Here is a 26,073-nt window from a genome sequence, read left to right on the forward strand (position 1 = left end):
CGGGCATCGTCCTTTTGGACGTTTTGCATGCACAGGCATGGCGCCTAGATTCAGGTACCCCAACAAGGAGGGCCTATGGCTGACTTCGCCCGAGATTCCGACACACCGGCGGCTGCAGCCGCCGCCCCGCTGGCTTTTCCCTTCGACCCACCCACCCCCGACGGCGCCGTGGTGGAACTGGCGCCGGGCATCCTGTGGGCGCGCATGCCCATGCCGATGCAGCTGGACCACATCAACGTCTACCTGCTGCGCGACGACGATGGCTGGTACATCGTCGATACCGGCCTCAACACCGAAACCAGCCGGGCCCTGTGGGAGCAGATCGCCGCCACCCGGCTGGACGGGCTGCCGTTCAAGGGCCTGCTGTGCACCCACTTCCACTACGACCACGCCGGGCTGGCCGACTGGCTGACGCGGCGCTTCCACATTCCGCTGTGGATGACCCACGGGGAGTTCTACATGATGCGGGCGCTGGCGGTGCCGCTGCCCGAGCCGGAGCCGGACGGGCTGCGGCTGTTCCATGCCCGCGCCGGCATGCCGGCGGAGCGCATCGATGCGATGATCCGCGGCCTGCGCCGCGACCCCTTTCTGCCGCCGCAGCCGGAGAGCTTCCAGCGCCTGCGCGCCGGGCAGACCCTGCGCATCGGCGGGCGGAGCTGGCAGGTGGTGGTCGGCGAGGGGCATTCACCGGAGCACGCCTGCCTGTACTGCGCCGCCGACCGCATCCTGATCGCCGGCGACCAGTTGCTGCCGCGCATCACCTCGAACGTCCTGGTGTCGAGCATCGAGCCGGAGGGCAATCCGCTTCAGTTATGGCTCGAATCCCTCGACCGGCTCGAGAAGCTGGCGCCGGACACGCTGGTGCTGCCGTCCCATGAGAAGGTGTTCACCGGCTTGCCGGCCCGTGTCGTCGGACTGCGCGATCATCATTACACCCAGTTTGGGCTGGTGCTGGCGGCCCTCGCGGAGGCCGACTCTGCCACCGCCTTCGAGGTGATGGGGCGACTTTTCCCGCGCCGCCTGAGCTCGGTGGAGGAGATGATGGCCCTCGGCGAAACCGTCGCCCACCTGTCCTGGCTGCGCTACGACGGCCAGGTGGTGCGCGTGCTCGATGAGGATGGGGTTTACCGATTCAGCGTGGCTGCCTGAGACTGGCGGCCGCGAGACAACCATAACAACGCCCGGCCCGCCCGACAGCGGCCGGCGAGGAGACCACGATGACTCATTCCCTGGACCTGGCGCTGCAGTGCCGGGCGCAGTTGCTCGCCCCCGGCGGCCCCTTCGAACTCGTCGAGCGCGAGGTGGCCGGCTACACGCAGCGCAGCTACCGCAACGCCTTCCCGACCCTGCCGGCGCTCATCGAGGCGAGCCGCGGCCACGGCGACAAACCCTTCATCGTCTATCGGGACGCGCACTGGAGCTTTACCCGCTTCTTTGCCGATGTGGATGCCGTCGCCGCGCGTCTGCACGGGCTGGGCATCGCCAAGGGCGAGCGGGTGGCGATTGCCATGCGCAACCGGCCTGAGTGGGCGGTGGCTTTTGCCGCGGCGGCGCTGATCGGTGCGGTGCCGGTACCCCTCAACAGCTTCGGGCTGGCCGAGGAGCTGCTTGCGGCACTGGCCGACGTGAGCCCGCGGGTGCTGTTCTGCGACCCCGAACGCCATGCACGGCTTGCCGGGGTGCTGCCGCCGAGCCTCGAAGTCGTCGTAACCGACGACGGCGCGGCGGGTGCCCACGCCTACCGGGAGCTGGCCGCCCAGCCGGCGCCACAACGGCCCGAGGTGACGGTAACGCCCGACGATGCGGCGCTGATCCTGTTCACTTCCGGCGCAACGAGCCGGGCCAAGGGCGTGCTGTCCACCCAGCGCGCGGTGTGCCAGGCCTTGTTCAACATCGACTTCATCGCCGCAGTGTCGGCGATGAGTTCGCCGGAGGCCGTGCAGGCCATCATGGCCCGTGGCCTGCCGCCGACGACGCTCACTGCCGTGCCGCTATTCCACGTCAGCGGCCTCCATGCCCAGTTGCTCAACGCGCTGCGCAACGGCCGGCGGCTGGTGTTCACCCACCGCTGGGACCCGGCCGCGGCCCTCGAACTGATCGCGCGGGAGAAGGTGACCCAGTTCAACGGCGCGCCGTCGATGGTCATGCAGTTGCTGGCCGAACCGGGCTTCAACGATCCGGCGATCACGGCCAGCCTCGGCGGGTTGGGCTTCGGCGGCGCAGGCCTGCCGCAGCGGGCCATCGACGAGGTGCTGCGCAGCCCCCAGGGGCAGATGTCGGGCATCGGCTTCGGGCTGACGGAGAGCAATGGCGTCGGCGCAGCGGTGTCCGGCTCGGTGTTCCGCTACCAGCCGAAGTCCTCCGGGCTGGTGTCGCCGATTATCGACGTGCGGATTGTCGATCCTGGCGGCACCCCGCTGCCGGAAGGGCAGGTCGGCGAGATCTGGCTGCGCGGCGTGACGGTGATGGAAGGCTACTGGAACGCGCCGGAGGCCACCGCCGCGGCGCTGCAGGATGGTTGGTTCCATACCGGCGACGTGGGCTACGTGAGCGAGGAGGGGCTGCTGTTCATCGTGGACCGCATCAAGGACGTGATCAACCGCTGCGGCGAGAAGATCGCCGCAGCGGAGGTCGAATCCTGCCTGCTGCAGTTGCCGGCGGTGCGCGAGGCGGCGGTCTTTGCGATGCCCGACGAGGAGACCGGCGAGGCGGTGGCGGCTGCGGTGGTGGTGGACGAGGGCAGCCCGCTACGGGCGGAGGATCTGCGTGCCCACGTGGCCGCCCATCTGGCGGCCTACAAGGTGCCGGAGCGCATCTTCGTGCGTTCGCTGGCCCTGCCACGCAACCCGGCCGGCAAGCTCCTCAAGGCCGACCTGAAGCGGGAGTATTTGCCCGCCTGAGCACCAAACCGGACCTCTGCGGGGGAGGTCCGGTTTGCTTAGTCCTCTCGGACGATGTTCCGGTGTCGCCTTCCCCGAAGAATGGTCCCGGATGAATAGCGGCAACCCCGGTTGCCTGGCTGGACATCCACACCTCTGACCATTCAGACCAGGAGGCCGCCAGGCCTCCGGAGGAGACACAAATGAAAAGAACCCCGTCATGGCTACCCGTGATGAGCACCCTGGCCCTGTCCATCGCTGCAGCGAACGTCAGCGCCAAGGTTCCCGAAGCAGAGGCCGTCAAGCTCGGCAAGGAACTCACCTGTATGGGTGCCGAAGCCGGCGCCAATAAGGATGGCAGCATTCCTGCCTTCTCCGGCAAGTGGCTGGGTACGCCGCCGGGGGTGAAGTACACCCCGCATGTGGGGCAGCATCCGGTGGACCCTTACGCCAGCGAGAAGCCGCTGTTCACCATCAGTGCCGCCAACATGGCCCAGTACGCCTCTCGCCTCAGCGATGGCCAGAAGGCGATGCTGACCCGCTATCCGGACAGCTTCCGCATTCCGGTCTATCCCGGCCACCGGGACTTCCGCTACCCGGACAGGATCTGCGAGCTGGCCAAAAAGAACGCCCGCGAGGCGGAGCTGATCGACAACGGCCTCGGCTTCACCGGCGTGATGGGGCCGGTGCCCTTCCCGATCCCGAAGTCGGCAATGGAAGTGCTGGCCAACCATAACTTCCCGTACCGGGCCTTCACCGAGAACAACCTGGGCCGCGACATCGCCGACGTGAACTCCAAGGGCAACATCACCTGGGGTCGCCAGATCAACCGCAACTACAACGTGGTGACCCAGCCCGACAACCTCGGCAAGCCGATGGAAGGCACCATGGCCTACACCATCACCGGCACGCTGCTGCCTGAGCGCGACAAGGGCACGATGACCACCTCCACGGAGCCGGTCAACTTCGCCCGCGCCAAGCGCCTGGCCTGGAACTACGACCCGGGCACCCGCCGCGTGCGCCAGCTGCCCCAGTACGGCTACGACACGCCGATGGCCGGCACGGGCGGCAAGCTCACCATCGACTCGGACCGCCTGATGAACGGCGCCCCGGACCGCTACGAGTGGAAGCTGCTCGGCAAGCGCGAGATGTACATCCCGGCCAACGCCTACAAGATCCACGGCAAGAACGTGAAGTACGCCGACCTTCTCAAGCCCGGCCACGAGAACCCGGAGTACATGCGCTATGAGCTGCGCCGCGTGTGGGTGCTGGAGGGCGACCTGAAGGAAGGTTACCGCCACGTCTTCGGCAAGCGCGTGATGTTCATCGACGAGGACAACTGGCATGCGGTGATGGGCGATTACTACGACACCCGTGGCCAGCTGTGGCAGCACGCTTACATCAACTACTACTACGCCTTCGACCTCAACGCCTGGCACGCCGGCTCGAGCTTCTATCACGACCTGAACTCGGGCAGCTACATGGCCTACAACCTGTTCCAGGAGCGGGACATCGGCCCGATCCTCAACAAGGGCGACTTGAGCCCCGAGCAATTCACGCCGGCCGCGCTGCGTTCGGCCGGCAACTGATCCTTGCACCGGGGAGACACACAGATGAAAAAACACAACACCCTGCGCCCCCTGGCGCTAGCCCTGATCGGCGTCGGCCTCGCCGCGCCGGCCCTGGCTGGAGAGAGCGTCGTCTTCGACAACGGCTACAAGCTCGACTGGCGGGTCAATAGCACCTACACGCTGTCCACCCGCCTGCAGGAGCAGGACAAGCGCCTCGCCGCCAATGCGGGCGGCAACGACGGCGAGAACAACTTCAACAAGGGCAGCCTGACCGCCAACCGCCTGAGCCTGCTGTTCGATGCCACCGTGTCGAAGGGCGACACGGGCTTCGTGATGTCGGCCAGCACCTTCTACGACGACGTCTATCACCACAGCAACGACAACAAGGGCCCGATCAACCAACCCGGCCCGGTGGATGAGTTTGCCCGCCCGACGGTGTTCTACCACGGCGGCTACACCCGCATGCTGGACGCCTACGGCTACACCAGCTTCGACCTGCCGGGTTCGAGCCGCGCCACCGTGCGCCTGGGGCGCCATGTGGTGTCGTGGGGCGAAGCGCTGTTCTTCCCGAGCATCTCCCTGGCCCAGGGGCCGGCGGACGGAACCAAGACCGGTATCGTCGGTACCGAGACCAAGGACCAGCTGTTGCCGGAAGACCAGATCTCCGGACAGATCGAGGTGAGTCCGCGCTGGTCGCTGCTTGGCCAACTGCAGTTCGGTTTCCATCCGACACTGGCGCCGGCGCCGGGCTCCTACCTCAATACCAGCGACTCCGTCGGGCCGGGCGGCAGCTGCCTGGGGCCGTACTCGCGGATTCCCGCCGTCGGCAGCCTGTTCGCGGGCTACTCCGGCTGCAGCTTCGGTAAGCGCGGCGACAATATCAATCCGGGCAACACGCCCCAGTGGGGCGTCGGCACCCGCTACCGGGTCAGCGACGAGACGGAAGTGGGTCTGTATTACCTGAACTACCACGACCGCACGCCGATCCCGGTGATCAACGCTTTCACGCCGGGCGTCGGCATTCCGACCGCCTTGCAGCCGGCCTTCGGCGGTATCACGCAGATCGGCAACGGCTCCTATCGGATCCGCTACTTCGACAACATCAGCCTGGTCGGCGCAACCTTCAGCACCATCGTCGGCATCGCCTCGATCGCCGGTGAGCTGTCGTACAAGCACGGCGCGCCGACGCTGGTCAGCACGGTGGTCAACCCGTCCTCGGGCGCGGTGATGCCGACCCCGAGCCGAGCCGACATCATGCAGGCCAACCTGAACGCGATCTTCAACTTCGAGCGCACCATCCTCGCCGACACGACCACGCTGACGACCGAAATCGCCTACGTGGGCGTGTCCAACATCGAGAAGATCAAGGCGCCTGGCGTGGAAGGACTGGGCGCGATGGCGGCCTTCTTCCCGACCTCCGACAAACCCTTCTTCAACACCAACCATGGTGTGGCGGTGTCCGGCACGCTCAGCCTGAGCTACCCCGGTGTCTTCGAGGGCTGGGACCTGTCGGTGCCGATCAGCCTTTCGCGCCAGCTGCAGGGCCGCACGCTGACCGGTGGTGTGGGCGGGGAAGGGGATACCCGTGGCAGCATCGGCGCCAACTTCACCTACAACCGCAACTTCCAGATCGGCCTGACCTACCTGGGCTATTTCGGCAAGGCGGAGACGGTGGACCAGAAGAAGATCAACCTGCTCACCGACCGGGACCAGCTGTCCCTGGTGATGAAGTACTCCTTCTGATCCCGCAGTCGCCGTCCGCTAGACGCGCAAAGCCCGCCCGACGCAAGCCGGGCGGGCTTTTCCGCTTTGGTTTGCGGCGTATTCAGGAACGGGCTGCCCAGTGCTGCTGGAGGGCTTCGAAGAGCTCCCGCTCCTCGAAGCGGACATGCTCGCCCAGCACGCGCCCAAGGCGTGCCAGCGCCTGGGGGTCCTCATCCTGTGCCATCAGGGCTTCCATTTCCCGGTGATCGTCCACGAGCCGCCGGGCCAGCGCCGCCTCGCCGAAATCGAGCAGCTGCGGAAGCAGGTCCCGCTCCTCATCGCCGAAGTGGCGGAGCAGGGTGGGCTTTTCCTTGCGCAGGAAACTCGTGACGGCGGGCAGGCTGTCCGCGGCGGCCGCGCCGGCGAGGCGCTTGGCCAGGCGCAGCGCGGCATGGTGTTCACGGGACAGTTCGATGAGGCGAGGGTCGCGCAACATGGTTCGGCTCCGGGGCGTTGGGCTGGATGAAGGGAGTCAGCGAGCGATGTCGACGATGACGCGGCCGCGCAGCTTGCCGGCGAGGATCGCGGGTGCCAGTCCGATGGCTTCGCTCAGGCCGATCTCGTGGGCGATTAGGCCCAGCTTGTCGATGTCCAGGTCGCGGCCGAGGCGCTGCCAGGCCTCGAGGCGGCGCGGACGGGGGCACATCACGCTGTCCACCCCGGCGAGGGTCACGCCGCGCAGAATGAAGGGGGCGACGCTGGCCGGTAGATCCATGCCGCCCGCCAGGCCGCAGGCCGCGACGGTGCCGCCATACTTGGTGCCGGCACACACATTGGCCAGCACGTGGGAGCCGACCACGTCCACCGCACCGGCCCAGCGCTCCTTGGCGAGGGGCTTGCCGGGTGCGCTGAACTCATCGCGGGACAGCACTTCACTGGCGCCGAGCTGGCGTAGATAAGGCTCTTCCTCCATGCGGCCGGTGACCGCGACTACCCGGTAGCCCAGCTTGGACAGCAACGCGACAGCGACACTGCCGACGCCGCCACCCGCGCCGGTGACCAGGATGTCGCCCTGGTCCGGTGTCACACCGTGGCGTTCCAAGGCCATCACGCACAACATGGCGGTGTAGCCGGCGGTGCCGATGGCCATCGCCTGGCTGGGCGTGAAGGCGGCCGGCAGCGGAACCAGCCAGTCGCCCTTCAGGCGTGCCTTCTCGGCGAGACCGCCCCAATGCACCTCACCAACGCCCCAGCCGTTGAGCACGACGAGGTCGCCGGCGTGATAGCCCGGATGGCGGCTTTCCTCCACGGCGCCCACCAGGTCGATACCCGGCACCATCGGAAAGCGCCGCACCACCGGGCTCTGGCCAGTGATCGCCAGTGCATCCTTATAGTTGAGCGTGGAGTACTGGACCCGCACGGTCACGTCGCCGTCGGGCAGGCCGGCTTCGTCGATGTCGCGCAGCGTGGCGCGGTAACCGGCCTCATCCTTCTCGATCAGAATTCCCTTGAACATCGTCACCCTCCGTTTAATTAGACTGATCGTCTATTAATAGACAAAAAATTCACCGGGGCAGGCCGGCGAAGAAAAAATCGGCAAAGACTTCCAGTGGCCGGCTCGATGCCTCCAGCTTGGCACGCAGCACCGCGCCTTCCCAGCCGATCCAGAAACAGTTGGCCAGGCGCTGGCAATCGGCGTCGGCGGCGATCGCGCCATCGGACCGCGCCGCTTCCAGACAGGCGGCCACGCGTTCTTCCCAGTCGGCGAAAACTGCCGCGAGCTGCTGGCGCAGTGTGTCCGGCAGGCTGGCGGTTTCCTGGCCCAGGTTGCCGACCAGGCAGCCACGGCGGAACTCGAAGCGCGCCATGCCGCCGCCGGCATCGGCAACGAAATTGCGCAGGCGCTGTAGCGGCGGCTGGCTGTCGTCGAGCAGGAAGCGGTCGAGCTTGCGGGCGAAGTAGCCAGCATAGCGTTCGATCAGCGCGCTGCCGAAGGCTTCCTTGCTGGAAAAGAAATGATAGAAGGACCCCTTCGGCACGCCCACGCGGGACAGGATCTGGTCGATGCCGGTAGCGGAAAAGCCCTTTTCGGTCAGCACCTCGACGCCCGCACGCAGCAGCGCCTCGCGGGTTTCGCTGAAGCCGTTGGCGCTCTTCGGCGGACGGCCGCGGCGGCGCGGGGTGGTGTTGGAGGCGGGGGGCTGAAGGTCCATGGAGAGAAATTAGACCGACCGTCTCAATAAATCAAGCTTACGATGAAGAACGGGGCGCCACCCGTTGCAGGGGACGCCCCGTTCTTGGTCAGCTGATGCTTCGCGTTACGGTGCAACCAGCTCCGTTGCCCGCCGCTGGCGCAATTCACCCACCCCCAGCCACACGGCCAGGGCCGGCAGCAGGAAGATCGCGCCGAGCACATTCACCAGGAACATGAAGGCCAGCAGAATGCCCATGTCGGCCTGGAACTTGAGCGCCGAGAAGGCCCAGGTTCCGACGCCGATGGACATGGTCACCGCGGTGAACACGGCGGCCGTGCCGCGCTGGCGCATGGCCTCGTAGAAGGCTTCGCGCAGGTCGCAGCCGCGGTCGGCCATCTCGTGCTGCAGGCGCTCGTAGATGTAGATGCCGTAGTCCACGCCGACGCCAACGCCCAGTGCGATCACCGGCAGCGTGGCGACCTTGAGGCCGATGCCGAGCAGGGCCATCAGCGCGTTGCACATGATGGTCACCAGTACCAGCGGCACGATCACGCACAACACGGCGCGCCAGGAGCGGAAGGTGATCCAGCACAGCAGCGTGATGGCGCCGAAGATCGACACCAGCATCTGCACCTCGGCCTGTTCCACCGCCTCGTTGGTGGCGGCGGCGACGCCTGCATTGCCGCCGGCGAGGCGGAAATGGACGCCCGGCGTGGTCTCGGCATCGATGAAGCGGCGCACTTCCCTTACCACGTGGGCGAGGGTCGGGCCCTGGTGGTCTTTCAGGTACACCAGCAGGTTGATGGTCTTGCAGCCGGGCGAATTGAGGCCGAACTCCGGGTTGGCGGCGCGGGCGGCGCCGGTGCGCAGGGCCGCTTCGGTACGCTGCAGGCCGGCCCAGCGCGGGTTGGCTTCGTTGTTGCCGGCGGCGTAGAGCTTGGCCATCCCGGCCACGGTGCTCACCGACTGCACGCCCTCGACACCGCGCATGTGGAAGTCGAAGCGTTCCACCGCGTTCATCACCTTCCAGTCGAGACAGGCTTCGGTGAGGTTCTCCGTATCCACATACACCGACAACACGTCCATCCCGATGGAGTAGTCGCGGATGATCTGGGCGTTGTCCCGGTTGTAGCGGGACTCGGGGCGCAGCTCCGGCACGCCGCTGCCCACGTCGCCGGTCTGCAGGTGGCGGGATTCCCAGGTGGCGCCGGCCAGCAGCACCAGCATCACCGCGAAGGTGGCGAGCGCCGGGCGCGGCAGCGACAGGGCCGACAGCTTCCACCACAGGCCGTGGCGGCCACCCGGCTCGGTGGGCGCGCCGAGGGCCATGCGCTCCAGGCGCAGGTGGCTCAGCACGATGGGCATGAACATCTTGTTGGTCATGATCATGATGCCCACGCCGAGGCAGGCGGTGATGCCCAGCTCACGCACGATGGGGATGTCGATCAGCATGATCACCAGGAAGCCCAGCGCATTGGCCAGCAGGGCCATGGTGCCTGGGATGGCCAGCTTGCGGAAGGCGCCCTCGGCGGCGTCCATGGCCGTCTGGCCGTCGAGCACGTCCTGCTTCCAGGCGTTGGTCATCTGCACCGCGTGGGACACGCCGATGGAGAAGATCAGGAAGGGCACCAGCACCGACATCGGGTCGATGCCGTAGCCGATCAGCGGCAGCACGCCGAGCAGCCAGATCACAGGCAGCAGGGCCACGGTGATGGCCAGCAGGGTCAGGCGGATCGAGCGGGAATACAGCCACAGCAGCAGCGTGGTCACCGCGAAGGCGATGGCGAAGAAGGCCACCACGGTGCTCAGGCCGGCCATCACGTCGCCCATTACCTTGGCGAAGCCGACGATCTGGATGTCGATGTTCTTGCCGGCGTGGCGGGTGCGGATGGCTTCGAGCTTCTCGGCGACGCTGGCGTAGTCGAGCTTCTGGCCGGTCTGGGGGTTGATCTCCAGCAGGTCGGCCTGAACCAGCGCCGATTTCAGGTCGTTGGCCACGAGGCGGCCGATCTGGCCGGACTTGGCCACGTTGGCGCGCACCTGGGCGAGGCCGGCGGCGTCCGCCTCAAAATGGGAGGGGATCACCACGTCGCCGGTGAAGCCGTCCTCGGTGACCTCGATGTAGCGCACGTTCGGGGTGTACAGGGAGCGCACCTCGCCCCGGTTGATGCCGGGGGTGAAGAAGACCTCGTCGGTCACCTTGTGCAGGGCCTGCATGAACTCCGGGTTGTAGATGTCGCCATCACCCTTCCAGCGCACGCTAAGCATGATGCGGTTGGCACCGGAGAAGACGCCCGAGTACTCCAGGAAGGCCTTCATATACGGGTGGGACATCGGGATCAGCTTGTTGAAGCCGGGGTCCAGCCGGGTATGCGTGGCCGAGAAGCCGAGGCCGACGGTGATCAGCAGGAAGAGGATGCCGAGCGGCCTGCGCCAGACGATCAGCATTCGGGCCAGAAAGGCCACCAGGGCATCGGTGCGGGTCATGCTTGCGCTCATGAGGAGGCTCCGGAAATCGAGGGCCGGGTGGCGGCGGCCGCGTGGGTTGTGGGTTGGTAGCGCTGCAGGCCGCCGTCGCTGCTGAGCAGCCAGCTTCCGTCGCCCAGGGCCTGCAGGCCGGTGAGGCTGGCGCGGCCTTCCTTGCGCACGATGTTGAAACTGCGCCCGCCGTCATGGCTCGCGAGAACCATGCCGCCCTGGCCGGCCAGCAGCAGGCTGCCGTCGGCCCCGACCGCGTGGCCGTAGGTGGAGATCGGGCCAGGCATGCTGGAGGCCTGCCAGCTGCGGCCTCCGTCCTCGCTGTGGAAGACCTTGCCGCGCATGCCGTAGGCCACCCAGCGGCCACTGCCCAGGTCGGCGGTGCCGTAGATGGAGCCGTTGTAGAAAGGTGGTACGACGCTCCAGTTGCGGCCGCCATCGTCGGAGCGGAGCAGGGTGCCGGCCTCGCCGGCGATCAGCCACTGCTGGCCGTCAGCCGAGCCGGCGATGCTGTTGAGGTGCCAGTCGCTCAGGCCGGGGATCTCGTGGGGTGTCCAGCTGTGGCCGTCGTCGGTGGACTTCAGCACCCGGCCGAAGGCACCGATGGCCAGCCATTCGCCTGTTGGCAGGCGGGCGGCGCTCATCAGCGGTTCGCCGTTGGACTGGGTGAAGGCGCTTTCCTGCCAGCTGCGCCCGCCATCCGTGCTGCGCAGGATCCAGCCCTCGTGGCCAAGGGCCAGCCCGGTGCCGTTGCCGGCGAAGACCATGTGGGTGATCACCGCCTGGCGGTCCTGGGGCAGGTGGGCTGGCTGCCAGCTGCGGCCGTCGTCCCGGGAGACCAGGATCTTGCCCAGCTCACCGGCTGCAACGAGGCCGGCCTGGGTGCGTGCGAGGCTGTTGAGCTGCATCTTGTCCACCGGTAGATCAGTCGGGCGGAACTGGGGCGTGCTGCGTGGGGAAAAGGCAAAAATGCCGGCGGCCGCGACGACCGCGGTCAATGCCATGCCAACGTGGGTTCGCACGGGTCTCTCCTTTCGGGCTGGGGGCCAGGGGCCTCGGATGGCGCGTCTGTCTGCGTCGAGTGGTTGAATTATTGGCGCCCGCATTTCCACGGCATCGTCCAAAAGGCTTAGTGCGGATGGGCGCCGCGCATGCCGGCACCGTGCGGCTTCTCTCTTGCTGGCTCCCTGTTTCACTCCGCCGGCTTGCGCGCTCTCAAGCGTTAGTCCATTCAGACGATGAATCGCCACTCCCCGCTGTGGAACGCTTGGCCCCATCGAAGTGTTTGACTGGCCACAGCATTTCCGCTGTTCGCCTTGACCGACGAGGGAAGACCCATGAACGCAGTGACGAAGGAGCAGGAGATGGATGTGCATGCAAACGACTACATGACCCCGGAGGCGATCGAGCTGATCGCCCGGGCGAAAGCCCTGGCACCGAAGCTGGCCGAGCGGGCCCGCGACGCCGAGAGCAAGGGCATCGTGCCGGCCGAGTCGGTGCGCGAGATGGCCGAAGCCGGGCTGTTCCGCGTGCTCCAGCCCCGTCGCTGGGGCGGCTACGAGCTGGATCCGCGGGTCTTCTACCGGGTGCAGATGGCGCTGGCCGAAGGCTGCATGTCCACCGCGTGGATCTACGGCGTGATCGGCGTGCACAACTGGCAGCTGCCGCTGTTCCCCGAACAGGCCCAGAAGGATGTGTGGAGCAAGGACAACGGCACGCTGATCGCCTCCACCTACATGCCGGTCGGCAAGGCCGAGAAGGTCGAGGGCGGCTACCGCTTCTCCGGTCGCTGGGGTTTCTCCAGCGGCGTCGAGCATTGCGACTGGATCTTCCTCGGTGGCCTGCTGCCGCGCCGGGACGGTGGCGAGGGCTTCGAGCACACCACCTTCCTGCTGCCCAAGTCGGATTTCCGCGTCGAGCACAACTGGGACGTGCTGGGTCTGCGCGCCACCGGCAGCCACGACATCGTCGTCGAAAACGCCTTTGTGCCCGAGCACCGCACCCAGCGCACCAATGACCACAGCGATGCAGGCTGCCCCGGCCGCGACACAAACCCGGGCTGGCTGTACCGCATCCCCTTCACCCAGGTTTTCCAGCGTGCGGTTTCGTCGGCCTGTCTCGGCGCCCTTGACGGTGCAATCACCCACTTCCGCGAGCGTGCCGCAGCCCACGTGGGCAAGCACGGCGCCAAGACCGCCGAGGACGTGAATGCCCAGATGGCGGTCTGCGAGGCGATGATGACCGCCGATCAGCTCAAGCTGGTGCTGTTCCGCAACTACGCCCGCATCGTCGAGTGCGCCAAGACCGGCGAGCGCATGCCGGTGGAGGAGCGCCTGATGCAGCGCGCCCAGGCATCCCAGGTGCCCAAGCTGTGCGCGGCAGCGGCCAGCGAGCTGATGCGTGCCTGTGCGGCGTCCGGCACCTACCGCAGCAATCCGATCGAACGTATCTTCCGCGACATCCACCAGGCCCGCGCCCACATCGCCAACAACTCGGACGCCTACGCCCGCGCCCACGGCGCGGTGATGCTCGGCCTGCCGAACATGGACGCCTTCGTCTGATCGGCAACGACAAGGCAGGATGAGATGAACGCCGCCCGCTACCACCGCCTCACCGTCGCCGAGGTGAGCGACGAAACCGCCGACGCCTGCTCCTTCAGCTTCGACGTACCGCCGGACCTGGCCGAGCAGTTCCGCTACCGGCCGGGGCAGTTCCTCACCCTGCGCCTGCCGGTGGGTGGGCGGCACCTGCCGCGCTGCTATTCCATGTCCAGCACGCCGGGGCTGGACGCCCGCCTGCGGGTCACCGTCAAGCGGGTGGCCGGCGGGCGGGGTTCCAACTGGCTGTGCGACCGGATCAAGCCGGGCGACAGCCTTGAAGTGCTGGCGCCGGCGGGGGTGTTCACCCCCAAGGCGCTGGAGGGAGACTTCCTGCTGTGTGCCGGCGGCAGTGGCATCACGCCTGTCTTCTCGATCCTGCGCGCGGTGCTGGCGAACGGGCAGGGCCGGGTGCGCCTGTTCTACGCTAACCGCGACGAGGTTTCGGTGATCTTCCGCGATGCGCTGAAAGCCCTGGCCGCGGCGCATCCGGAGCGCTTGCAGGTGATCCACTGGCTGGATTCCGTGCAGGGCACGCCGTCGGTGGCGCAGCTGGCGGCCTTCGGGCGTGATCTGCCGGGTGCCCAGGCCTTCATCTGCGGCCCGGGGCCGTTCATGGATGCGATGGCGACGGCGCTCGTCCACGCCGGACTGGCCGAGGAGCGCATCCACGTGGAGCGCTTCCTGTCCCTGCCGGACGAGGAGGACAGCGCCGTGCTGGTCGCCGACGCGGAAGCCGCTCCACCGGCAGTCGAGCGCGCCGAGCTGGAAGTGCTGCTGGATGGCGTGACGCACACCATCGACTGCGGCGGCGGCGAAACCCTGCTCGATGCAGCGCTGCGTGCGGGTCTGCCGGCGCCTCATTCCTGCCGGGCCGGCCTGTGCGCGTCGTGCATGTGCCAGGTGCAGGAAGGCGAGGTGCACCTGCGCCACAACGAGGTCCTCGACGACAAGGATCTGGCCCGCTCATGGACCTTGAGCTGCCAGGCCGTTCCGCTGAGCGGCAAGCTCCGCGTCCGCTTCCCCGGCTGATGCGACTGGCGGCCGTAGTCCTGTCGGACGATGGCGCGCCACCACGCGCTCCGTAAGCTGGGTTCCGGGGAGAGGCCCGCGCCTGCTCCCGGGCAAACCCAGCAAGGAGAAGCGACGTGAAGATATTGGTCCCCGTCAAACGGGTAGTGGATTACAACGTGAAGGTCCGCGTCCGCGGCGACGGCTCGGGTGTGGAACTGGCCGGCGTAAAGATGGCCATCAACCCCTTCGACGAGATCGCCGTGGAAGAGGCCGTGCGCCTGCGTGAGGCCAGCATGGCGACCGAGGTCGTCGCCGTGAGCTGCGGGCCGACCGCCTGCCAGGAAACCCTGCGCACCGCGCTGGCGATGGGCGCCGACCGGGCGATCCTGGTGGAGACCGACACCGAACTGCAGCCGCTGGCGGTCGCCAAGCTGCTCAAGGCCGTGGCCGACAAAGAACAACCCGACCTGGTGATTTGCGGCAAGCAGGCCATCGACGACGACGCCAACCAGACCGGCCAGATCCTCGCCGCATTGATGGGCCGCGGCCAGGCCACCTTTGCGTCGAAGCTGGTGCTGAGCGGACAGACACTCGAAGTCACCCGCGAAGTGGACGGCGGCCTGGAGACCCTGGCGCTGGAACTGCCGGCGGTGGTCACCGCCGACCTGCGCCTCAACGAGCCGCGCTACGCAACGCTCCCCAACATCATGAAAGCCAAGAAGAAGCCGCTGGAGGTGCAGCCTGCCAGCGCGCTGGGCGTGGACGTCGCGCCGCGCCTGCGCCATACCCGCCACGCCGAACCCGAGGCCCGCAAGGCTGGCATCCGCGTGGCCGACGTGGCCGAGCTGGTCTCCCGCCTGAAGAACGAAGCCAAGGTGATCTGAACATGAAGACTCTGGTTATTGCCGAACACGACAATGCCGCACTGGCCCCGGCCACCCTCAACGTCCTGGCTGCCGCCGCAAGGCTCGGCGGCGAGGTGGATCTGCTGGTCGCCGGGCAAGATTGTCGCGCGGTGGCCGATGGGGCTGCGGCTGTCGCGGGCGTGGCCCGCGTGATCCTGGTGGACGCGCCGGCCTACAAAGACCAGCTGGCCGAGAACCTGGCCGCGCTGGTGGTCGCACGAGTACGTACAAAGTCATACGGCGCGGTGCTTGCGGCGGCATCGGCTTTTGGGAAGAATCTCGCTCCCCGCGTGGCGGCGCTGCTGGATGTGGCGCAAGTTTCCGACGTGGTGTCGATTACCGCGGTCGGCCGTTATGTGCGGCCGATCTACGCCGGCAACGTGCTGGTGTCGGTGGAGTCCGACGAGCCCGTGCAGGTGCTGACCGTGCGGCCGACCTCCTTCGACGCGGTGGCCGCAACGGGCGGCGCCGCAACGGTGGAAGAAGGCCAGGCCGAGGCGGACCTGGGCCTGTCGCGCCTGGTGGGCCGGGCGCTCAGCAAATCTGAACGCCCCGAACTGGGTTCTGCTGCTATCGTGGTGTCGGGCGGGCGCGGGCTGGGCAATGGCGACAACTACCAGCGCGTGCTGGCACCGCTGGCCGACCGGCTCGGCGCGGCCCTCGGCGCTTCGCGGGCGGCTGTTGATGCGGGTTATGTGCCCAACGACTACCAGGTCGGCCAGACCGGCAAGATTGTCGCACCGGGGCTGTATGTGGCGGTCGGCATCTCCGGTGCCATCCAGCACTTGGCCGGCATGAAGGATTCGAAGGTGATCGTTGCGATCAACAAGGATCCGGATGCGCCGATCTTCCAGGTTGCCGACTACGGTCTGGTCGGCGACCTGTTTGAAGCAGTACCGCAACTGACTGCCAGCCTCGCCAGCTGAGCGTCCCCAGGGGCCGGGTTGTACCCAGCCGGCCCCCGCGGGATGCCAGAAAGAAAGAGCGAAGCAGCAGAACAAATATATATAAAACAAAAGCATGACCGGAGGAGAGGTGTCGTGGCAGAGATTGAACTGAATATGGCGGTGTACGACCGCATCGTGGGGGGGCTCTACGATGCGGCCCTTGACAGCCGGCGTTGGGGAACCGCGCTGGAAGCCCTGCGGGAGCTGTTCACCGCCAATTTCGTGACACTGATCCTCCGGGTGCCCGACGTCACCGACGTGGGGCTGATGATCTCGGTCGGCGAACTGCCGGGCGGGATTGGCGGCAAGGTGGTCTATCACACCTACCAGCACACCACGACCCCCTTCGTGAATCAGCCGGCCGACAAGGTGTTCACCGTCGAAGACCTGATGAGCGAGGCCGAGTGGCGGCAGAGCGCCTATTACCAGCACTGGTGCGAGCCCCATGGCGTCTTCCACGTGATGGGCGCCGACATCGCCACGCCGGAGGCCGGCAAGCTGCGCTTCCGCCTGACCCGGCCTGAAGGGGCGCTGCCGTTCAACGAGCAGGAACGGCGCCTGTGTCAGACGCTGATCCCGCACCTGCGGCGGGCCTTGCAAGTGCATAACCTGCTCGACCGCAGCGAATCCCTCGGCACCCTGTATTCCAAGGCCATCGGCCGCTTGTCGGTGGCCACCATCGTCCTCGACGAGACCGGCCGGGTGCTCGACCAGAACCTGATTGCCCAGGAAATCCTCGACAGCGGCGACGGCCTCAAGCTGGTCGGTGGCCGCCTGGAGGCCACTTACCCCAGCGACAACCGCGGCCTGCAGCAACTCATCCGCAACGCCTTCTCCCGCCAGGGTGGAGAACGCCTGGTGCCCGCCGAAGCGATCTCGATTTCCCGTCCGTCCGGGCAGGTGAATCTCGGCGTGGTGGTGGAGGCGGTACCGTCCAGCGAATGGGCGGAAGGGAAGGGCCAGCCGGCGGCCATCGTCTATATCCGCGACGCGGCGGGCAAGTCCCTGGCCAGCACCACGGTGGCCAAGCAGCTTTTCAACCTCACCCCGGCGGAGACCGCGCTGGCGATGGAGCTGGCCAACGGCCTGTCGCTGGAGGAAGCGGCAGAAGCCCTCAACATCCGGCGCAACACCGCCCGCGCCCATCTGCGTTCGATCTTCTCGAAAACCGGCGTGCGCCGGCAAACCGAGCTCGTCCGCATCATGCTCAACAGTGTGGCGCCCCTTAGCCACCGCTGATCGCAAGCTCTTCAGGCCGGCCGCATATGGCCCGGGCCTTCTGTCGTTCCGCCATCGATCCCCGCGGCATCCCTTCGGGTGCCGTGGGGTTTTGTCACGTCTGCCGTACGGCGTCCGATCAGCCTGGGCGGAGCCCCGCTTGATCTTAGGGGTTGGCCGGGCGCTGACCCTAGTCCGGGCGGACGATGTTTGTGCAATTCCCTCGTTGGGATACTGAATCGTCGCCGCTCAAGGGCGGATTCTCTGGGGATTACACTCAATGACCGATGTCTTCATCTACGACCACGTGCGCACGCCCCGCGGCAAGGGCAAGCCGGATGGCGCGCTGCACGAGGTCACGCCCGTCAACCTGGCCAGCCAGGTGCTGCAGGCCCTGCGTGCGCGCAGCGGCTTCGACAGCGCGCTGGTGGAGGATGTGATCCTGGGCTGCGTGGTTCCGGTGGGCGAGCAGGGCGGCAATATCGCCCGCATTGCCGCGTTGAACGCTGATTACGCGCAGAGCGTGCCGGGCGTGCAGCTCAACCGTTATTGCGGCTCGGGCCTGGAAGCGGTCAATTTCGCAGCCGCCAAGGTCGGCGCCGGCCAGATCGACCTGGCCATCGGTGGTGGCGTGGAGAGCATGTCCCGCGTGCCGATGGGTGCCGACGGCGGCGCCTGGGCGACCGACCCGCAGGTGGCCTTCAAGACCTATTTCGTGATGCAGGGCATCAGCGCTGACCTCCTGGCGACCAAGTACGGTTTCAGTCGCCAGGACTGCGACGCCTACGCGGTGGAGAGTCAGCGCCGCGCCGCACAGGCGTGGGCGGAAGGGCGCTTCGACCGCTCGGTGGTCGTGGTGAAGGACATCCTCGGCTTGCCGCTGCTGTCGCGAGACGAGATCGTTCGCGGCGATACGACGCTGGAAGCCCTCGGCGCCCTCAAGCCGGCCTTTGCCGAGATGGGCGCCAAGGCCGGCTTCGATGGCATCGCGCTGCAGCGCTACCCGCAGTTCGAGCGCATCGAGCACGTCCATCACGCCGGCAACAGCTCCGGCATCGTCGATGGTGCTGCGGCAGTACTGGTGGGCAACAAGGAAGTCGGCGAGCGCCTGGGCCTCAAGCCCCGCGCTCGCATCCGCGCCGCGGTGACGGTGGGCGCCGAGCCGACCCTGATGCTCGATGGGCCGGCTGCTGCCGCCCGCCTGGCGCTGCGCAAGGCGCGCATGGCAACGGGCGACGTGGGCCTGTGGGAGCTCAACGAGGCCTTCTCCTCGGTGGTGCTGGCTTTCCTGGCCGAGATGGGTGTTGCCCACGAACGGATGAACGTCAACGGCGGGGCCATCGCGATGGGCCATCCCCTCGGCGCCACCGGCGCCATGATCCTCGGCACGCTGCTCGACGAGATGGAGCGGCAGGACGTGGCCACCGGCCTCGTCAGCCTGTGCGAGGCGGCCGGCATGGCCTCGGCGACCCTCATCGAACGCGTGTGAGCACGGAACGGAAATCATGATCGACTACTTCAAGTACGCCGTCGACGCGGACGGCATCTGCACGCTGACCATCGACCAGCCCGGCTCCGCGGCCAATGTGATGGACCGCAACTTCATCGCCAGCTTCCGCGCCAATCTGGAAAAGGCGGTGGCCGATGAGGCGGTGAAGGGCATCGTCCTCACCTCCGGCAAGAGCTCCTTCGTGGCCGGCGCCGACCTAAAGTCCATGGAAGCCGCGCTGACGACCAAGCAGAATGCGGCGACCCTGTTCGAGCAGTGCTGGGACTTCTCCAGCCTGCTGCGCCGCATGGAGACCTGCGGCAAGCCGGTGGCGGCAGCCATCAACGGCGCGGCCCTCGGCGGCGGCTTCGAGATCTGCCTGGCCTGCCATTACCGGGTGGCGTCCGACGCGCGCGGCATCGTCGTGGGGCTGCCGGAGGTCGGCGTCGGCCTGCTACCCGGGGCTGGCGGTACCCAGCGTTACCTGCGCCTGATCGGCGTGGCCAAGGCCTTGCCGCTGCTGCTGCAGGGCAGCCAGCTGAAGGCCGAAAAGGCCCGCGAGGCCGGGCTGATCCACGCTGTGGTGCCTGCTGCCGAGCTGCTCGCGGAAGCTAAGCGCTGGCTGCGTGAGGCTGCCGACCCCGTCCAGCCCTGGGACAAGAAAGGCTTTCGCATCCCCGGCGGCAACAGCCCGCTGCAGCCCGAGCTGGCCCAGCTCTTCATGGGCACCGCGGCCAACCTGCAGGCCGGCACCTTCCACAACCTGCCGGCGCCGCTGGCAATCACGTCCTGCCTGTATGAAGGCATGCAGCTGCCGATGGACAAGGCGCTGCGGGTCGAGTGCAAGTACTTCGTCAAGCTCAACCTGGATCCCGTGGCCGGCAACATGGTGCGCACGGTGTTCATCAACAAGGGCGAGGCCGACAAGCTGGTGCGCCGCCCCGCCGGTGTGCCGACCCGCCGCCATGAGCGGATTGGCGTACTCGGCGCTGGGCTGATGGGCGCCGGGGTGGCCTACGTCGCCGCCCAGGCGGGCATCGACGTGGTGCTGATCGACCGGGATCAGGCCAGCGCCGACAAAGGCAAGGCTTACAGCGAGACGCGCCTGCGGAGGGACCTGGAAAAGGGCCGTGTGAGCGCCGACAAGCTCGAGGCCGTCCTCGCGCGCATCCACCCGACCACGGACTATGCGGCCTTGCGAGACGTCAGCCTCGTCGTCGAGGCCGTGTTCGAGGATCGCGCCGTGAAGGCCGAGGTGTTCGCCCGCGCGGAGGCGGAGATGCCGGCTGATGCCGTGCTGGCCAGCAACACGTCGGCACTGCCGATCACCGGCCTCGCGGAAACCACGCGCCGGCCCAACAAGATGGTGGGCCTGCATTTCTTCTCGCCGGTGGAGCGCATGCCGCTGGTGGAGGTGATCCGCGGCCGCCAGACCGACGGCGCGGCCCTCGCCGAAGCACTGGACTTCGTCGCCCAGCTGCGCAAGACGCCGATCCTGGTAAACGACAGCCGCGGCTTCTTCACCAGCCGCTTCATCGGCGCCTTCATCAACGAGGGCGTGACGATGGTCTCCGAAGGCATCAACCCGGCGCTGATCGAGAACGCCGCGCGCATGGCCGGCTACCCGGTAGGTGCGCTCAGCATCTCCGACGAGATCGGGCTCGACCTCGCGTACAAGGGCGCCCAGCAGCAGGCCAATGACCTCGGGCCGGACTACGTGCCGGGCTCGTCGGTGGACATCATCACGACGCTGGTGGCCGACCACGAGCGCCACGGCCGCAAGAACGGCAAGGGTTTCTACGACTACGCCGCCGACGGCAGCAAACGCCTATGGCCGGGTCTCGGCGGGATCTGGCCGAGAAAACCGGAGGCCGAGCAGCCGACGGTGGACGAGGTCAGGACGCGGATGCTGTTCGCCCAGTTTGCCGACGCGGCCCGCTGCATGGCCGACGGCGTGCTCGTCGATCCGGCCGACGGGGATATCGGCGCCTGTTTCGGCGTGGGTTTCCCGATCTACCTGGGCGGGCCCTTCGCGGCGATGGATACCCTCGGCATCGCCCACGTGGTGGCGGAATGCGACCGCTTGGCGGCCACCTATGCCGCCGACCGCTACGCGATTCCGCAGCTGTTGCGGGATATGGCGGCGGAAGGACGGACCTTCTACGGGCCGAACCGCATCGTGCCGCCGGCGGCCCGCTGAGATGGCGATCCCAGAAGCCTTCGCCGGCCGGCTGACGCTACCGCTGATCGGCTCGCCGATGTTCCTCGCCAGCGGCCCCCAGCTGGTGCTGGCCCAGTGCAAGGCCGGCGTGATCGGCACTTTCCCGACGCTCAACGCACGGCCCGCCGGGGCGCTCGACGAATGGCTGACGCGCATCCGCCAGGATCTGGAGGACTGGGACGCCACGCACCCCGAACGACCGTCGGCGCCCTTCGGCGTCAACCTGATCCTGCATCGCTCCAATCCGCGCCAGCAGGAGGATCTAGCCCGCGTGGTGGCGCACCAGGTGCCGCTGGTGATCACCTCAGTGGGGCGTCCGGACGCGGTGGTGCAGGCGGTCCATAGCTACGGTGGGTTGGTCTTCCACGACGTGATCAGCGTGGCTCATGCGAAGAAGGCCATCGCCTGCGGTGTGGACGGCCTGATCCTGGTCTGCGCCGGGGCCGGCGGGCACGCGGGCGACCGTTCGCCCTTCGCGTTGCTGGCCGAGGTGCGCGAGTTCTGGGATGGGCCCGTCGCGCTGGCCGGCGCGCTGTCGGACGGCCGCGCCCTGCGCGCCGCCGAGGTGATGGGGGCCGACCTGGGCTACATGGGCACCCGCTTCATCGCCACCCGCGAATGCGCCGCCGAGGCCGGCCACAAGGCGCTGGTGGTGCGGGATTCGGGGGACGACATTGTCTATACGCCGGTCTTCAGCGGTATCCGCGCCAATTACCTGAAGGCCAGCGTCCGCGCTGCCGGCATCGACCCTGAGCAGCTGGAGGGCGTGCAGACCGGCGGTAAGGACGACCTCTTCGCCGCCATCGGCAGCCAGCCCAAAGCGTGGAAGGACGTGTGGTCGGCGGGGCAGGGGATCGGGACCATCCACGACATCCCGAGCGTCGCCGAGCTGGTGGCGCGCCTGCGCCGGGAGTATGCGGCCGCCGTCGCCACGCCGGCCCGCTTCGCCCGAGACCTTATGGCCTAGGGCAAGAACAGACATAACGAACAAGGAGGAGACATGACTCAGCACAAACCCCTCGCCGGGGTGCGCGTGCTCGACCTGACCCAGTTGCTGCCCGGCCCCATGTGCACCCTGCACCTGGCCGACATGGGCGCCGAGGTCATCAAGATCGAGCCGCCCCGCGGCGGCGACCCGACCCGCGGGCTCGACGGAGAGCAATTCAACGGAATGTTCCTGATGCTCAACCGTAACAAGCGTTCACTGGCCCTCGACCTGCGCTCGGAGGAGGGCGTGGCCGTGCTGCATCGGCTGGCCGAGCGGGCCGACGTGCTGGTGGAGGGCTTCCGCCCCGGTGTCGCCGAGCGCCTCGGCATCGGCTATGCGCGGCTCGCGGAGATCAACCCGCGCCTGGTGTATTGCTCGATCAGCGGCTACGGACAGGACGGTCCGCTGGCCCAGGCCGCCGGGCATGACATCAACTACGAATCCCTTGCCGGTGTGCTGGAGCAGACTGGCGCGGCCGGCGGTGCGCCGGCACAGGGTAACTTCCCGGTGGCCGACCTGGCCGGCGGCGCACTGTCGGCGGCGATGGGCATCCTCGCCGCGCTGTTGGGCGCGCGCAGCAGCGGGCGTGGCTGCCACGTGGATGTGTCCATGACCGACTGCCTGATGGTGCACAACATCATGAGCACGCTGTCCTGGCAGCGTGCCGGCCAGGCGGTGCCGCGCGGCGCCGATTACCTGTCCGGCGCCATCGCGTGCTACGGCGTGTACGAGACCGCCGACGGCCGCCACCTGGCCGTCGGTGCCATCGAGTCGAAGTTCTGGACCGCCTTCTGCGACGTCATCGAACGGCCTGAGCTGTACGCCCGTGGGCATGTGGGTGGTTCCAAGGGCGCAGAGGCGCGAGCGGAGGTCGCCGCAGTCATCCGCAGCCAAACGCTCGCCTACTGGCAGACCGTATTCGCCGATGTGGATGCCTGCGTGACGCCGGTGCTGCGGGTGGACGAGGCCGTCGCCCATCCCCATGCGCAGGCGCGCGGCCTGCTGCGCGAAGACATCCATCCGGTGGCTGGCCGTCATTCGAGCTACGCCTTTCCGATCCGCATGAGCGGCTACCGCCTCGACGAGGCGCGCCCCGCACCGGCCCTCGGGGCCGACAACGCCGCAATCTACGCGGAACTCGGCCTCGCCCCCCAGGCTGCCTGAACGCCGGCACCAGTAAAGGAGACACGATAGATGCAACGCACTTTCAATTTGGCCGACCTGTTCGAGATCGTTGCCGCCCAGGTGCCCGAACGCACCGCCGTCGTCTGCGGCGCCCAGCGCCTCAGCTACGCGGAACTCGACGCGCGGGCCAACCGCCTGGCGGCGCTGCTGCAACAGCGTGGCGTCGGCCCCGGCGACACGGTCGGCCTGCAGCTCTACAACGGCCCCGAGTACCTGGAGGGCTTCCTCGCAGCCTGCAAGCTGCGCGCGCTGGCGGTGAACATCAACTACCGTTACGTGGCGGACGAACTGCGTTACCTGTACGCCGACGCACAACTCAAGGCGCTGATCTATTCGGCACCGCTGGCAGCGGTGGTCGAACCCGTGCTGCCGGATTTCCCTGGCATTGCACTGGCGCTGCGCACCGGCGCCGACTACGAGGCTGGAGTGGCCGCAGCCCCCACAAGCTACGTGCTTCCCCAGCGCAGCGACGAGGACATCATGCTGCTGTACACCGGTGGCACCACCGGCATGCCGAAGGGCGTCATGTGGCCGCACCGGGCGCTGTTCTTCGGCGCTCTCGGTGGCGGTGGCTTCTACCGCCGGGAAGGGCCGGTCAGCTGGCCGGAGGAACTCGGCGACGTAGCCCGCGACGGCTTCCCGTTGCGCTTCTTCCCGGTTGCCCCGCTGATCCATGGTGCCGCCCAGTGGGCCACGCTGGCGTCCCTTTTCGCCGGGCATACGGTGCTGATCCGCGACGAAGTGGAGTTCAACGCCGAGAAAGTGTGGGACCTGGCTGCCCGCGAGCAGGCCAACATCATGTCCATCGTCGGCGACGCGATGGCGATGCCACTGCTCAACGCGCTGAAGGCCCATCCAGGCCGCTGGGATCTGTCCAAGCTGATGAACTTCGGCTCCGGCGGCGGGCTGTTCTCGGCCCACGTGCAGGCCGAACTGCGCGAGCGGCTGGGCGGCGCGGCGGTGAACGACAGCATGGGTTCATCGGAAGGCGGTGTGCTGGGCGGCGGCAGCCGGCCGACGGAAGGGGAAGGCTTCATCCGCCTGGCGCCGCGCCCTGACATCGCCGTGATCGCCGAGGACCGCAGCCGCCTCGTCGGCCCCGGCGAGCGCGGCCTGCTGGTGCGGGTCGGCCACGTGCCGGTGGGCTATTTCGGCGATCCGGAGAAGTCGGCGCAGACCTTCTTCGCCTTCGAGGGCCGGCGCTATGTGAACACCGGGGACATGGCCCGCGTCGATGCGGATGGCTCCATCGTCGTGCTCGGGCGCGGTTCCCAATGCATAAATACCGGCGGTGAAAAGGTCCATCCGGAGGAGGTGGAAGAAGTGCTGCATCGCTATCCTGGCGTCGAGGATGCGCTGGTGGTGGGCATCCCCGACCCGGTCTGGGGGCAGCGCGTGTCGGCGGCGATCAGCCTGCGGGACGGCGCGGCGCCGGACGCGGAAGCGGTGCGGGCGTTCTGCCACCAGCATCTGGCGGGCTATAAGGTGCCCAAGTCGCTGATGTTCGTGGACCGCATCGTCCGCTCGCCGGCCGGCAAGGCCGATTACCGCTGGGCGCGCCAGCAGCTGGAAGCCGGGCTCGAGGCCATTTCGCAGGCTCTCCAGAAAAATTGATGATCAACCAGGAAAAGGAATGAGCATGCCAACAACCATCGTTACGGGTTCCGCTTCAGGCATTGGAGCCGCCGTCTGCCGCGCGCTGCAGGCTGCCGGCCAGCGGGTGATCGGGATCGACCGCCAGAACGCCGACATCATCGCCGACCTGGCCACGCCGGCCGGGCGCCGCGCTGCCGTGGAGGCCGCGCTGGCTGCCTGCGATGGCGTCCTCGACGGGCTGATCTGTTGTGCCGGCCTTGGCGTCACCGCGCCGTCGAGCAGCCTCATCGTTGCCGTCAATTATTTCGGCATGAGCGAGCTGGTGGATGGCTTTGCCGACGCGCTGGCCAAGGGCGTGCAACCCGCGGCGCTGTTGATCGGCTCGGTGGCCTCCGTGCAGCCGGGCGCCGACAAGGCCCCGATGGTGGAGGCCATGCTCGGCGGCAACGAGGCGGAGGCGCTGGCGGCGGCCGATGCGCTTGGTCGGCCGGAGGTGGCTTACGCGTCCTCGAAGTATGCGGTGAGCGTCTTCGCCCGTCGCAAGGCCGTCGAGTGGGGCAAGCGCGGCATTCGCCTCAACGTCGTCGCGCCGGGGGCCGTCGAGACGCCGCTGCACAAGGCTTCCCTGGACGATCCGCGCTTCGGCCAGGCGGTGAAGAACTTCGTTGCCCCGATCGGCCGTGCCGGCACGCCCGACGAGATCGCCAACGTGGTGGCTTTCCTGCAGTCGCCGCAGGCCAGCTTCGTCCACGGTGCAGTGATCTTTGCCGATGGCGGCATGGACGCGATGGTGCGCTCCGCCCGTTTCTGAGCGCCAACCCTGACGCTTCGATGGCCGGCCGATGAGGTCGGCCATTTTTCATTGCCGGAAGGAAGAGGGCGGACTAGTTCAAGCAAGGGATGGCAGGGGCTGTGACGACGTCGACAATGCACGCAGATACCCCGTGGCGATCCAACTTGAAGCCGCTGGGGACGAAACGGAAGGGCGCATACGCGCCGTGCACAGAAGCGGGTGGATGGAGATGACTGGCGAACGCGATTCCATGGAATTCGACGTCCTGATCGTAGGCGGCGGCCCGGCGGGCT

The 26,073-nt window shown here is 67.6% G+C and carries 20 protein-coding genes; 15 read left to right on the plus strand and 5 right to left on the minus strand.

Going from position 1 to position 26,073, the window contains the following annotated elements:
• Nucleotides 1-75 precede the first annotated feature (75 nt).
• The 4 genes from ACE3RX_RS09085 (at nt 76) to ACE3RX_RS09100 (ending at nt 6,193) form a co-directional block, all read left to right on the plus strand.
• Nucleotides 76-1,149 (plus strand): MBL fold metallo-hydrolase, encoded by a 1,074-nt coding sequence (locus ACE3RX_RS09085; RefSeq protein WP_374482552.1) that lies wholly within the window; start codon nt 76-78, stop codon nt 1,147-1,149.
• Between the two features lie 68 nt (nt 1,150-1,217).
• Entirely contained in the window at nt 1,218-2,900 is a 1,683-nt protein-coding gene (locus ACE3RX_RS09090; protein WP_374482554.1) for a class I adenylate-forming enzyme family protein, read from the plus strand.
• 182 nt (nt 2,901-3,082) lie between these two features.
• Nucleotides 3,083-4,468 carry a DUF1329 domain-containing protein gene (locus ACE3RX_RS09095; protein WP_374482556.1) on the plus strand — a complete coding sequence of 462 codons (1,386 nt, stop codon included), beginning with the start codon at nt 3,083-3,085 and terminating at the stop codon, nt 4,466-4,468.
• Nucleotides 4,469-4,492: 24 nt separating this feature from the next.
• Nucleotides 4,493-6,193 carry a DUF1302 domain-containing protein gene (locus ACE3RX_RS09100; protein ID WP_374482558.1) on the plus strand — a complete coding sequence of 567 codons (1,701 nt, stop codon included), beginning with the start codon at nt 4,493-4,495 and terminating at the stop codon, nt 6,191-6,193.
• An 82-nt stretch (nt 6,194-6,275) separates the two neighbouring features.
• Here ACE3RX_RS09100 and ACE3RX_RS09105 read toward each other — a convergent pair whose 3' ends face one another.
• From ACE3RX_RS09105 to ACE3RX_RS09125, 5 genes are all read right to left on the minus strand, one after another.
• Nucleotides 6,276-6,650 (minus strand): hemerythrin domain-containing protein, encoded by a 375-nt coding sequence (locus ACE3RX_RS09105; RefSeq protein WP_374482560.1) that lies wholly within the window; start codon nt 6,648-6,650, stop codon nt 6,276-6,278.
• Between the two features lie 36 nt (nt 6,651-6,686).
• On the minus strand, nt 6,687-7,670 hold the full coding sequence (locus ACE3RX_RS09110) for an MDR family oxidoreductase (protein WP_374482562.1): 984 nt from the start codon (nt 7,668-7,670) through the stop codon (nt 6,687-6,689).
• Between the two features lie 49 nt (nt 7,671-7,719).
• Nucleotides 7,720-8,367, minus strand: a complete 648-nt coding sequence (locus ACE3RX_RS09115) for a TetR/AcrR family transcriptional regulator (protein ID WP_374482564.1) — start codon at nt 8,365-8,367, stop codon at nt 7,720-7,722.
• A 105-nt stretch (nt 8,368-8,472) separates the two neighbouring features.
• Nucleotides 8,473-10,848 carry an RND family transporter gene (locus ACE3RX_RS09120; protein ID WP_374482566.1) on the minus strand — a complete coding sequence of 792 codons (2,376 nt, stop codon included), beginning with the start codon at nt 10,846-10,848 and terminating at the stop codon, nt 8,473-8,475.
• Nucleotides 10,845-11,849, minus strand: a complete 1,005-nt coding sequence (locus ACE3RX_RS09125) for a WD40/YVTN/BNR-like repeat-containing protein (protein WP_374482568.1) — start codon at nt 11,847-11,849, stop codon at nt 10,845-10,847. The genes ACE3RX_RS09120 and ACE3RX_RS09125 overlap by 4 nt, the downstream gene beginning before the upstream one ends.
• Nucleotides 11,850-12,164: 315 nt before the next feature.
• Here ACE3RX_RS09125 and ACE3RX_RS09130 point away from each other — a divergent pair, with 315 nt between their 5' ends.
• The 11 genes from ACE3RX_RS09130 to ACE3RX_RS09180 all read left to right on the plus strand — a co-directional run bounded on the left by ACE3RX_RS09130 (nt 12,165) and on the right by ACE3RX_RS09180 (nt 25,798).
• Nucleotides 12,165-13,388 carry an acyl-CoA dehydrogenase family protein gene (locus ACE3RX_RS09130; RefSeq protein ID WP_374482570.1) on the plus strand — a complete coding sequence of 408 codons (1,224 nt, stop codon included), beginning with the start codon at nt 12,165-12,167 and terminating at the stop codon, nt 13,386-13,388.
• Between the two features lie 24 nt (nt 13,389-13,412).
• Nucleotides 13,413-14,456, plus strand: coding sequence for a 2Fe-2S iron-sulfur cluster-binding protein (locus ACE3RX_RS09135; RefSeq protein WP_374482572.1), 1,044 nt, complete (start codon nt 13,413-13,415; stop codon nt 14,454-14,456).
• Between the two features lie 116 nt (nt 14,457-14,572).
• Nucleotides 14,573-15,322 carry an electron transfer flavoprotein subunit beta/FixA family protein gene (locus ACE3RX_RS09140; RefSeq protein ID WP_374482574.1) on the plus strand — a complete coding sequence of 250 codons (750 nt, stop codon included), beginning with the start codon at nt 14,573-14,575 and terminating at the stop codon, nt 15,320-15,322.
• Between the two features lie 2 nt (nt 15,323-15,324).
• On the plus strand, nt 15,325-16,269 hold the full coding sequence (locus ACE3RX_RS09145) for an electron transfer flavoprotein subunit alpha/FixB family protein (RefSeq protein WP_374482576.1): 945 nt from the start codon (nt 15,325-15,327) through the stop codon (nt 16,267-16,269).
• 114 nt (nt 16,270-16,383) lie between these two features.
• A complete protein-coding gene (locus ACE3RX_RS09150; protein WP_374482578.1) occupies nt 16,384-17,529 on the plus strand; it encodes a helix-turn-helix transcriptional regulator in 1,146 nt (381 codons plus the stop codon).
• A 259-nt stretch (nt 17,530-17,788) separates the two neighbouring features.
• On the plus strand, nt 17,789-18,997 hold the full coding sequence (locus tag ACE3RX_RS09155) for an acetyl-CoA C-acetyltransferase (RefSeq protein ID WP_374482580.1): 1,209 nt from the start codon (nt 17,789-17,791) through the stop codon (nt 18,995-18,997).
• A gap of 16 nt (nt 18,998-19,013) precedes the next feature.
• Complete coding sequence (locus ACE3RX_RS09160; RefSeq protein WP_374482582.1) at nt 19,014-21,197, plus strand: 3-hydroxyacyl-CoA dehydrogenase NAD-binding domain-containing protein; 2,184 nt, start codon at nt 19,014-19,016, stop codon at nt 21,195-21,197.
• 1 nt (nt 21,198) lies between these two features.
• The gene (locus tag ACE3RX_RS09165) at nt 21,199-22,185 is read left to right on the plus strand and encodes an NAD(P)H-dependent flavin oxidoreductase (RefSeq protein WP_374482584.1); all 987 of its coding nucleotides are present in this window, start codon (nt 21,199-21,201) and stop codon (nt 22,183-22,185) included.
• Between the two features lie 33 nt (nt 22,186-22,218).
• Nucleotides 22,219-23,370 carry a CaiB/BaiF CoA transferase family protein gene (locus tag ACE3RX_RS09170; protein ID WP_374482586.1) on the plus strand — a complete coding sequence of 384 codons (1,152 nt, stop codon included), beginning with the start codon at nt 22,219-22,221 and terminating at the stop codon, nt 23,368-23,370.
• Between the two features lie 30 nt (nt 23,371-23,400).
• Nucleotides 23,401-25,005 carry an AMP-binding protein gene (locus ACE3RX_RS09175; protein ID WP_374482588.1) on the plus strand — a complete coding sequence of 535 codons (1,605 nt, stop codon included), beginning with the start codon at nt 23,401-23,403 and terminating at the stop codon, nt 25,003-25,005.
• Between the two features lie 19 nt (nt 25,006-25,024).
• Nucleotides 25,025-25,798 carry an SDR family oxidoreductase gene (locus ACE3RX_RS09180; RefSeq protein ID WP_374482590.1) on the plus strand — a complete coding sequence of 258 codons (774 nt, stop codon included), beginning with the start codon at nt 25,025-25,027 and terminating at the stop codon, nt 25,796-25,798.
• Nucleotides 25,799-26,073: the final 275 nt, after the last annotated feature.

Source organism: Zoogloea sp., assembly GCF_041914405.1.
In the GTDB taxonomy this organism is placed as follows: Bacteria; Pseudomonadota; Gammaproteobacteria; order Burkholderiales; family Rhodocyclaceae; genus Zoogloea.

Coding starts and splice junctions, on each gene's coding strand:
- ACE3RX_RS09085 (WP_374482552.1), top strand. CDS start 76: ATGGCTGACTTCGCCCGAGATTCCGACACACCGGCGGCTGCAGCCGCC.
- ACE3RX_RS09090 (WP_374482554.1), top strand. CDS start 1,218: ATGACTCATTCCCTGGACCTGGCGCTGCAGTGCCGGGCGCAGTTGCTC.
- ACE3RX_RS09095 (WP_374482556.1), top strand. CDS start 3,083: ATGAAAAGAACCCCGTCATGGCTACCCGTGATGAGCACCCTGGCCCTG.
- ACE3RX_RS09100 (WP_374482558.1), top strand. CDS start 4,493: ATGAAAAAACACAACACCCTGCGCCCCCTGGCGCTAGCCCTGATCGGC.
- ACE3RX_RS09105 (WP_374482560.1), bottom strand. CDS start 6,650: ATGTTGCGCGACCCTCGCCTCATCGAACTGTCCCGTGAACACCATGCC.
- ACE3RX_RS09110 (WP_374482562.1), bottom strand. CDS start 7,670: ATGTTCAAGGGAATTCTGATCGAGAAGGATGAGGCCGGTTACCGCGCC.
- ACE3RX_RS09115 (WP_374482564.1), bottom strand. CDS start 8,367: ATGGACCTTCAGCCCCCCGCCTCCAACACCACCCCGCGCCGCCGCGGC.
- ACE3RX_RS09120 (WP_374482566.1), bottom strand. CDS start 10,848: ATGAGCGCAAGCATGACCCGCACCGATGCCCTGGTGGCCTTTCTGGCC.
- ACE3RX_RS09130 (WP_374482570.1), top strand. CDS start 12,165: ATGAACGCAGTGACGAAGGAGCAGGAGATGGATGTGCATGCAAACGAC.
- ACE3RX_RS09135 (WP_374482572.1), top strand. CDS start 13,413: ATGAACGCCGCCCGCTACCACCGCCTCACCGTCGCCGAGGTGAGCGAC.
- ACE3RX_RS09145 (WP_374482576.1), top strand. CDS start 15,325: ATGAAGACTCTGGTTATTGCCGAACACGACAATGCCGCACTGGCCCCG.
- ACE3RX_RS09155 (WP_374482580.1), top strand. CDS start 17,789: ATGACCGATGTCTTCATCTACGACCACGTGCGCACGCCCCGCGGCAAG.
- ACE3RX_RS09160 (WP_374482582.1), top strand. CDS start 19,014: ATGATCGACTACTTCAAGTACGCCGTCGACGCGGACGGCATCTGCACG.
- ACE3RX_RS09165 (WP_374482584.1), top strand. CDS start 21,199: ATGGCGATCCCAGAAGCCTTCGCCGGCCGGCTGACGCTACCGCTGATC.
- ACE3RX_RS09170 (WP_374482586.1), top strand. CDS start 22,219: ATGACTCAGCACAAACCCCTCGCCGGGGTGCGCGTGCTCGACCTGACC.
- ACE3RX_RS09175 (WP_374482588.1), top strand. CDS start 23,401: ATGCAACGCACTTTCAATTTGGCCGACCTGTTCGAGATCGTTGCCGCC.
- ACE3RX_RS09180 (WP_374482590.1), top strand. CDS start 25,025: ATGAGCATGCCAACAACCATCGTTACGGGTTCCGCTTCAGGCATTGGA.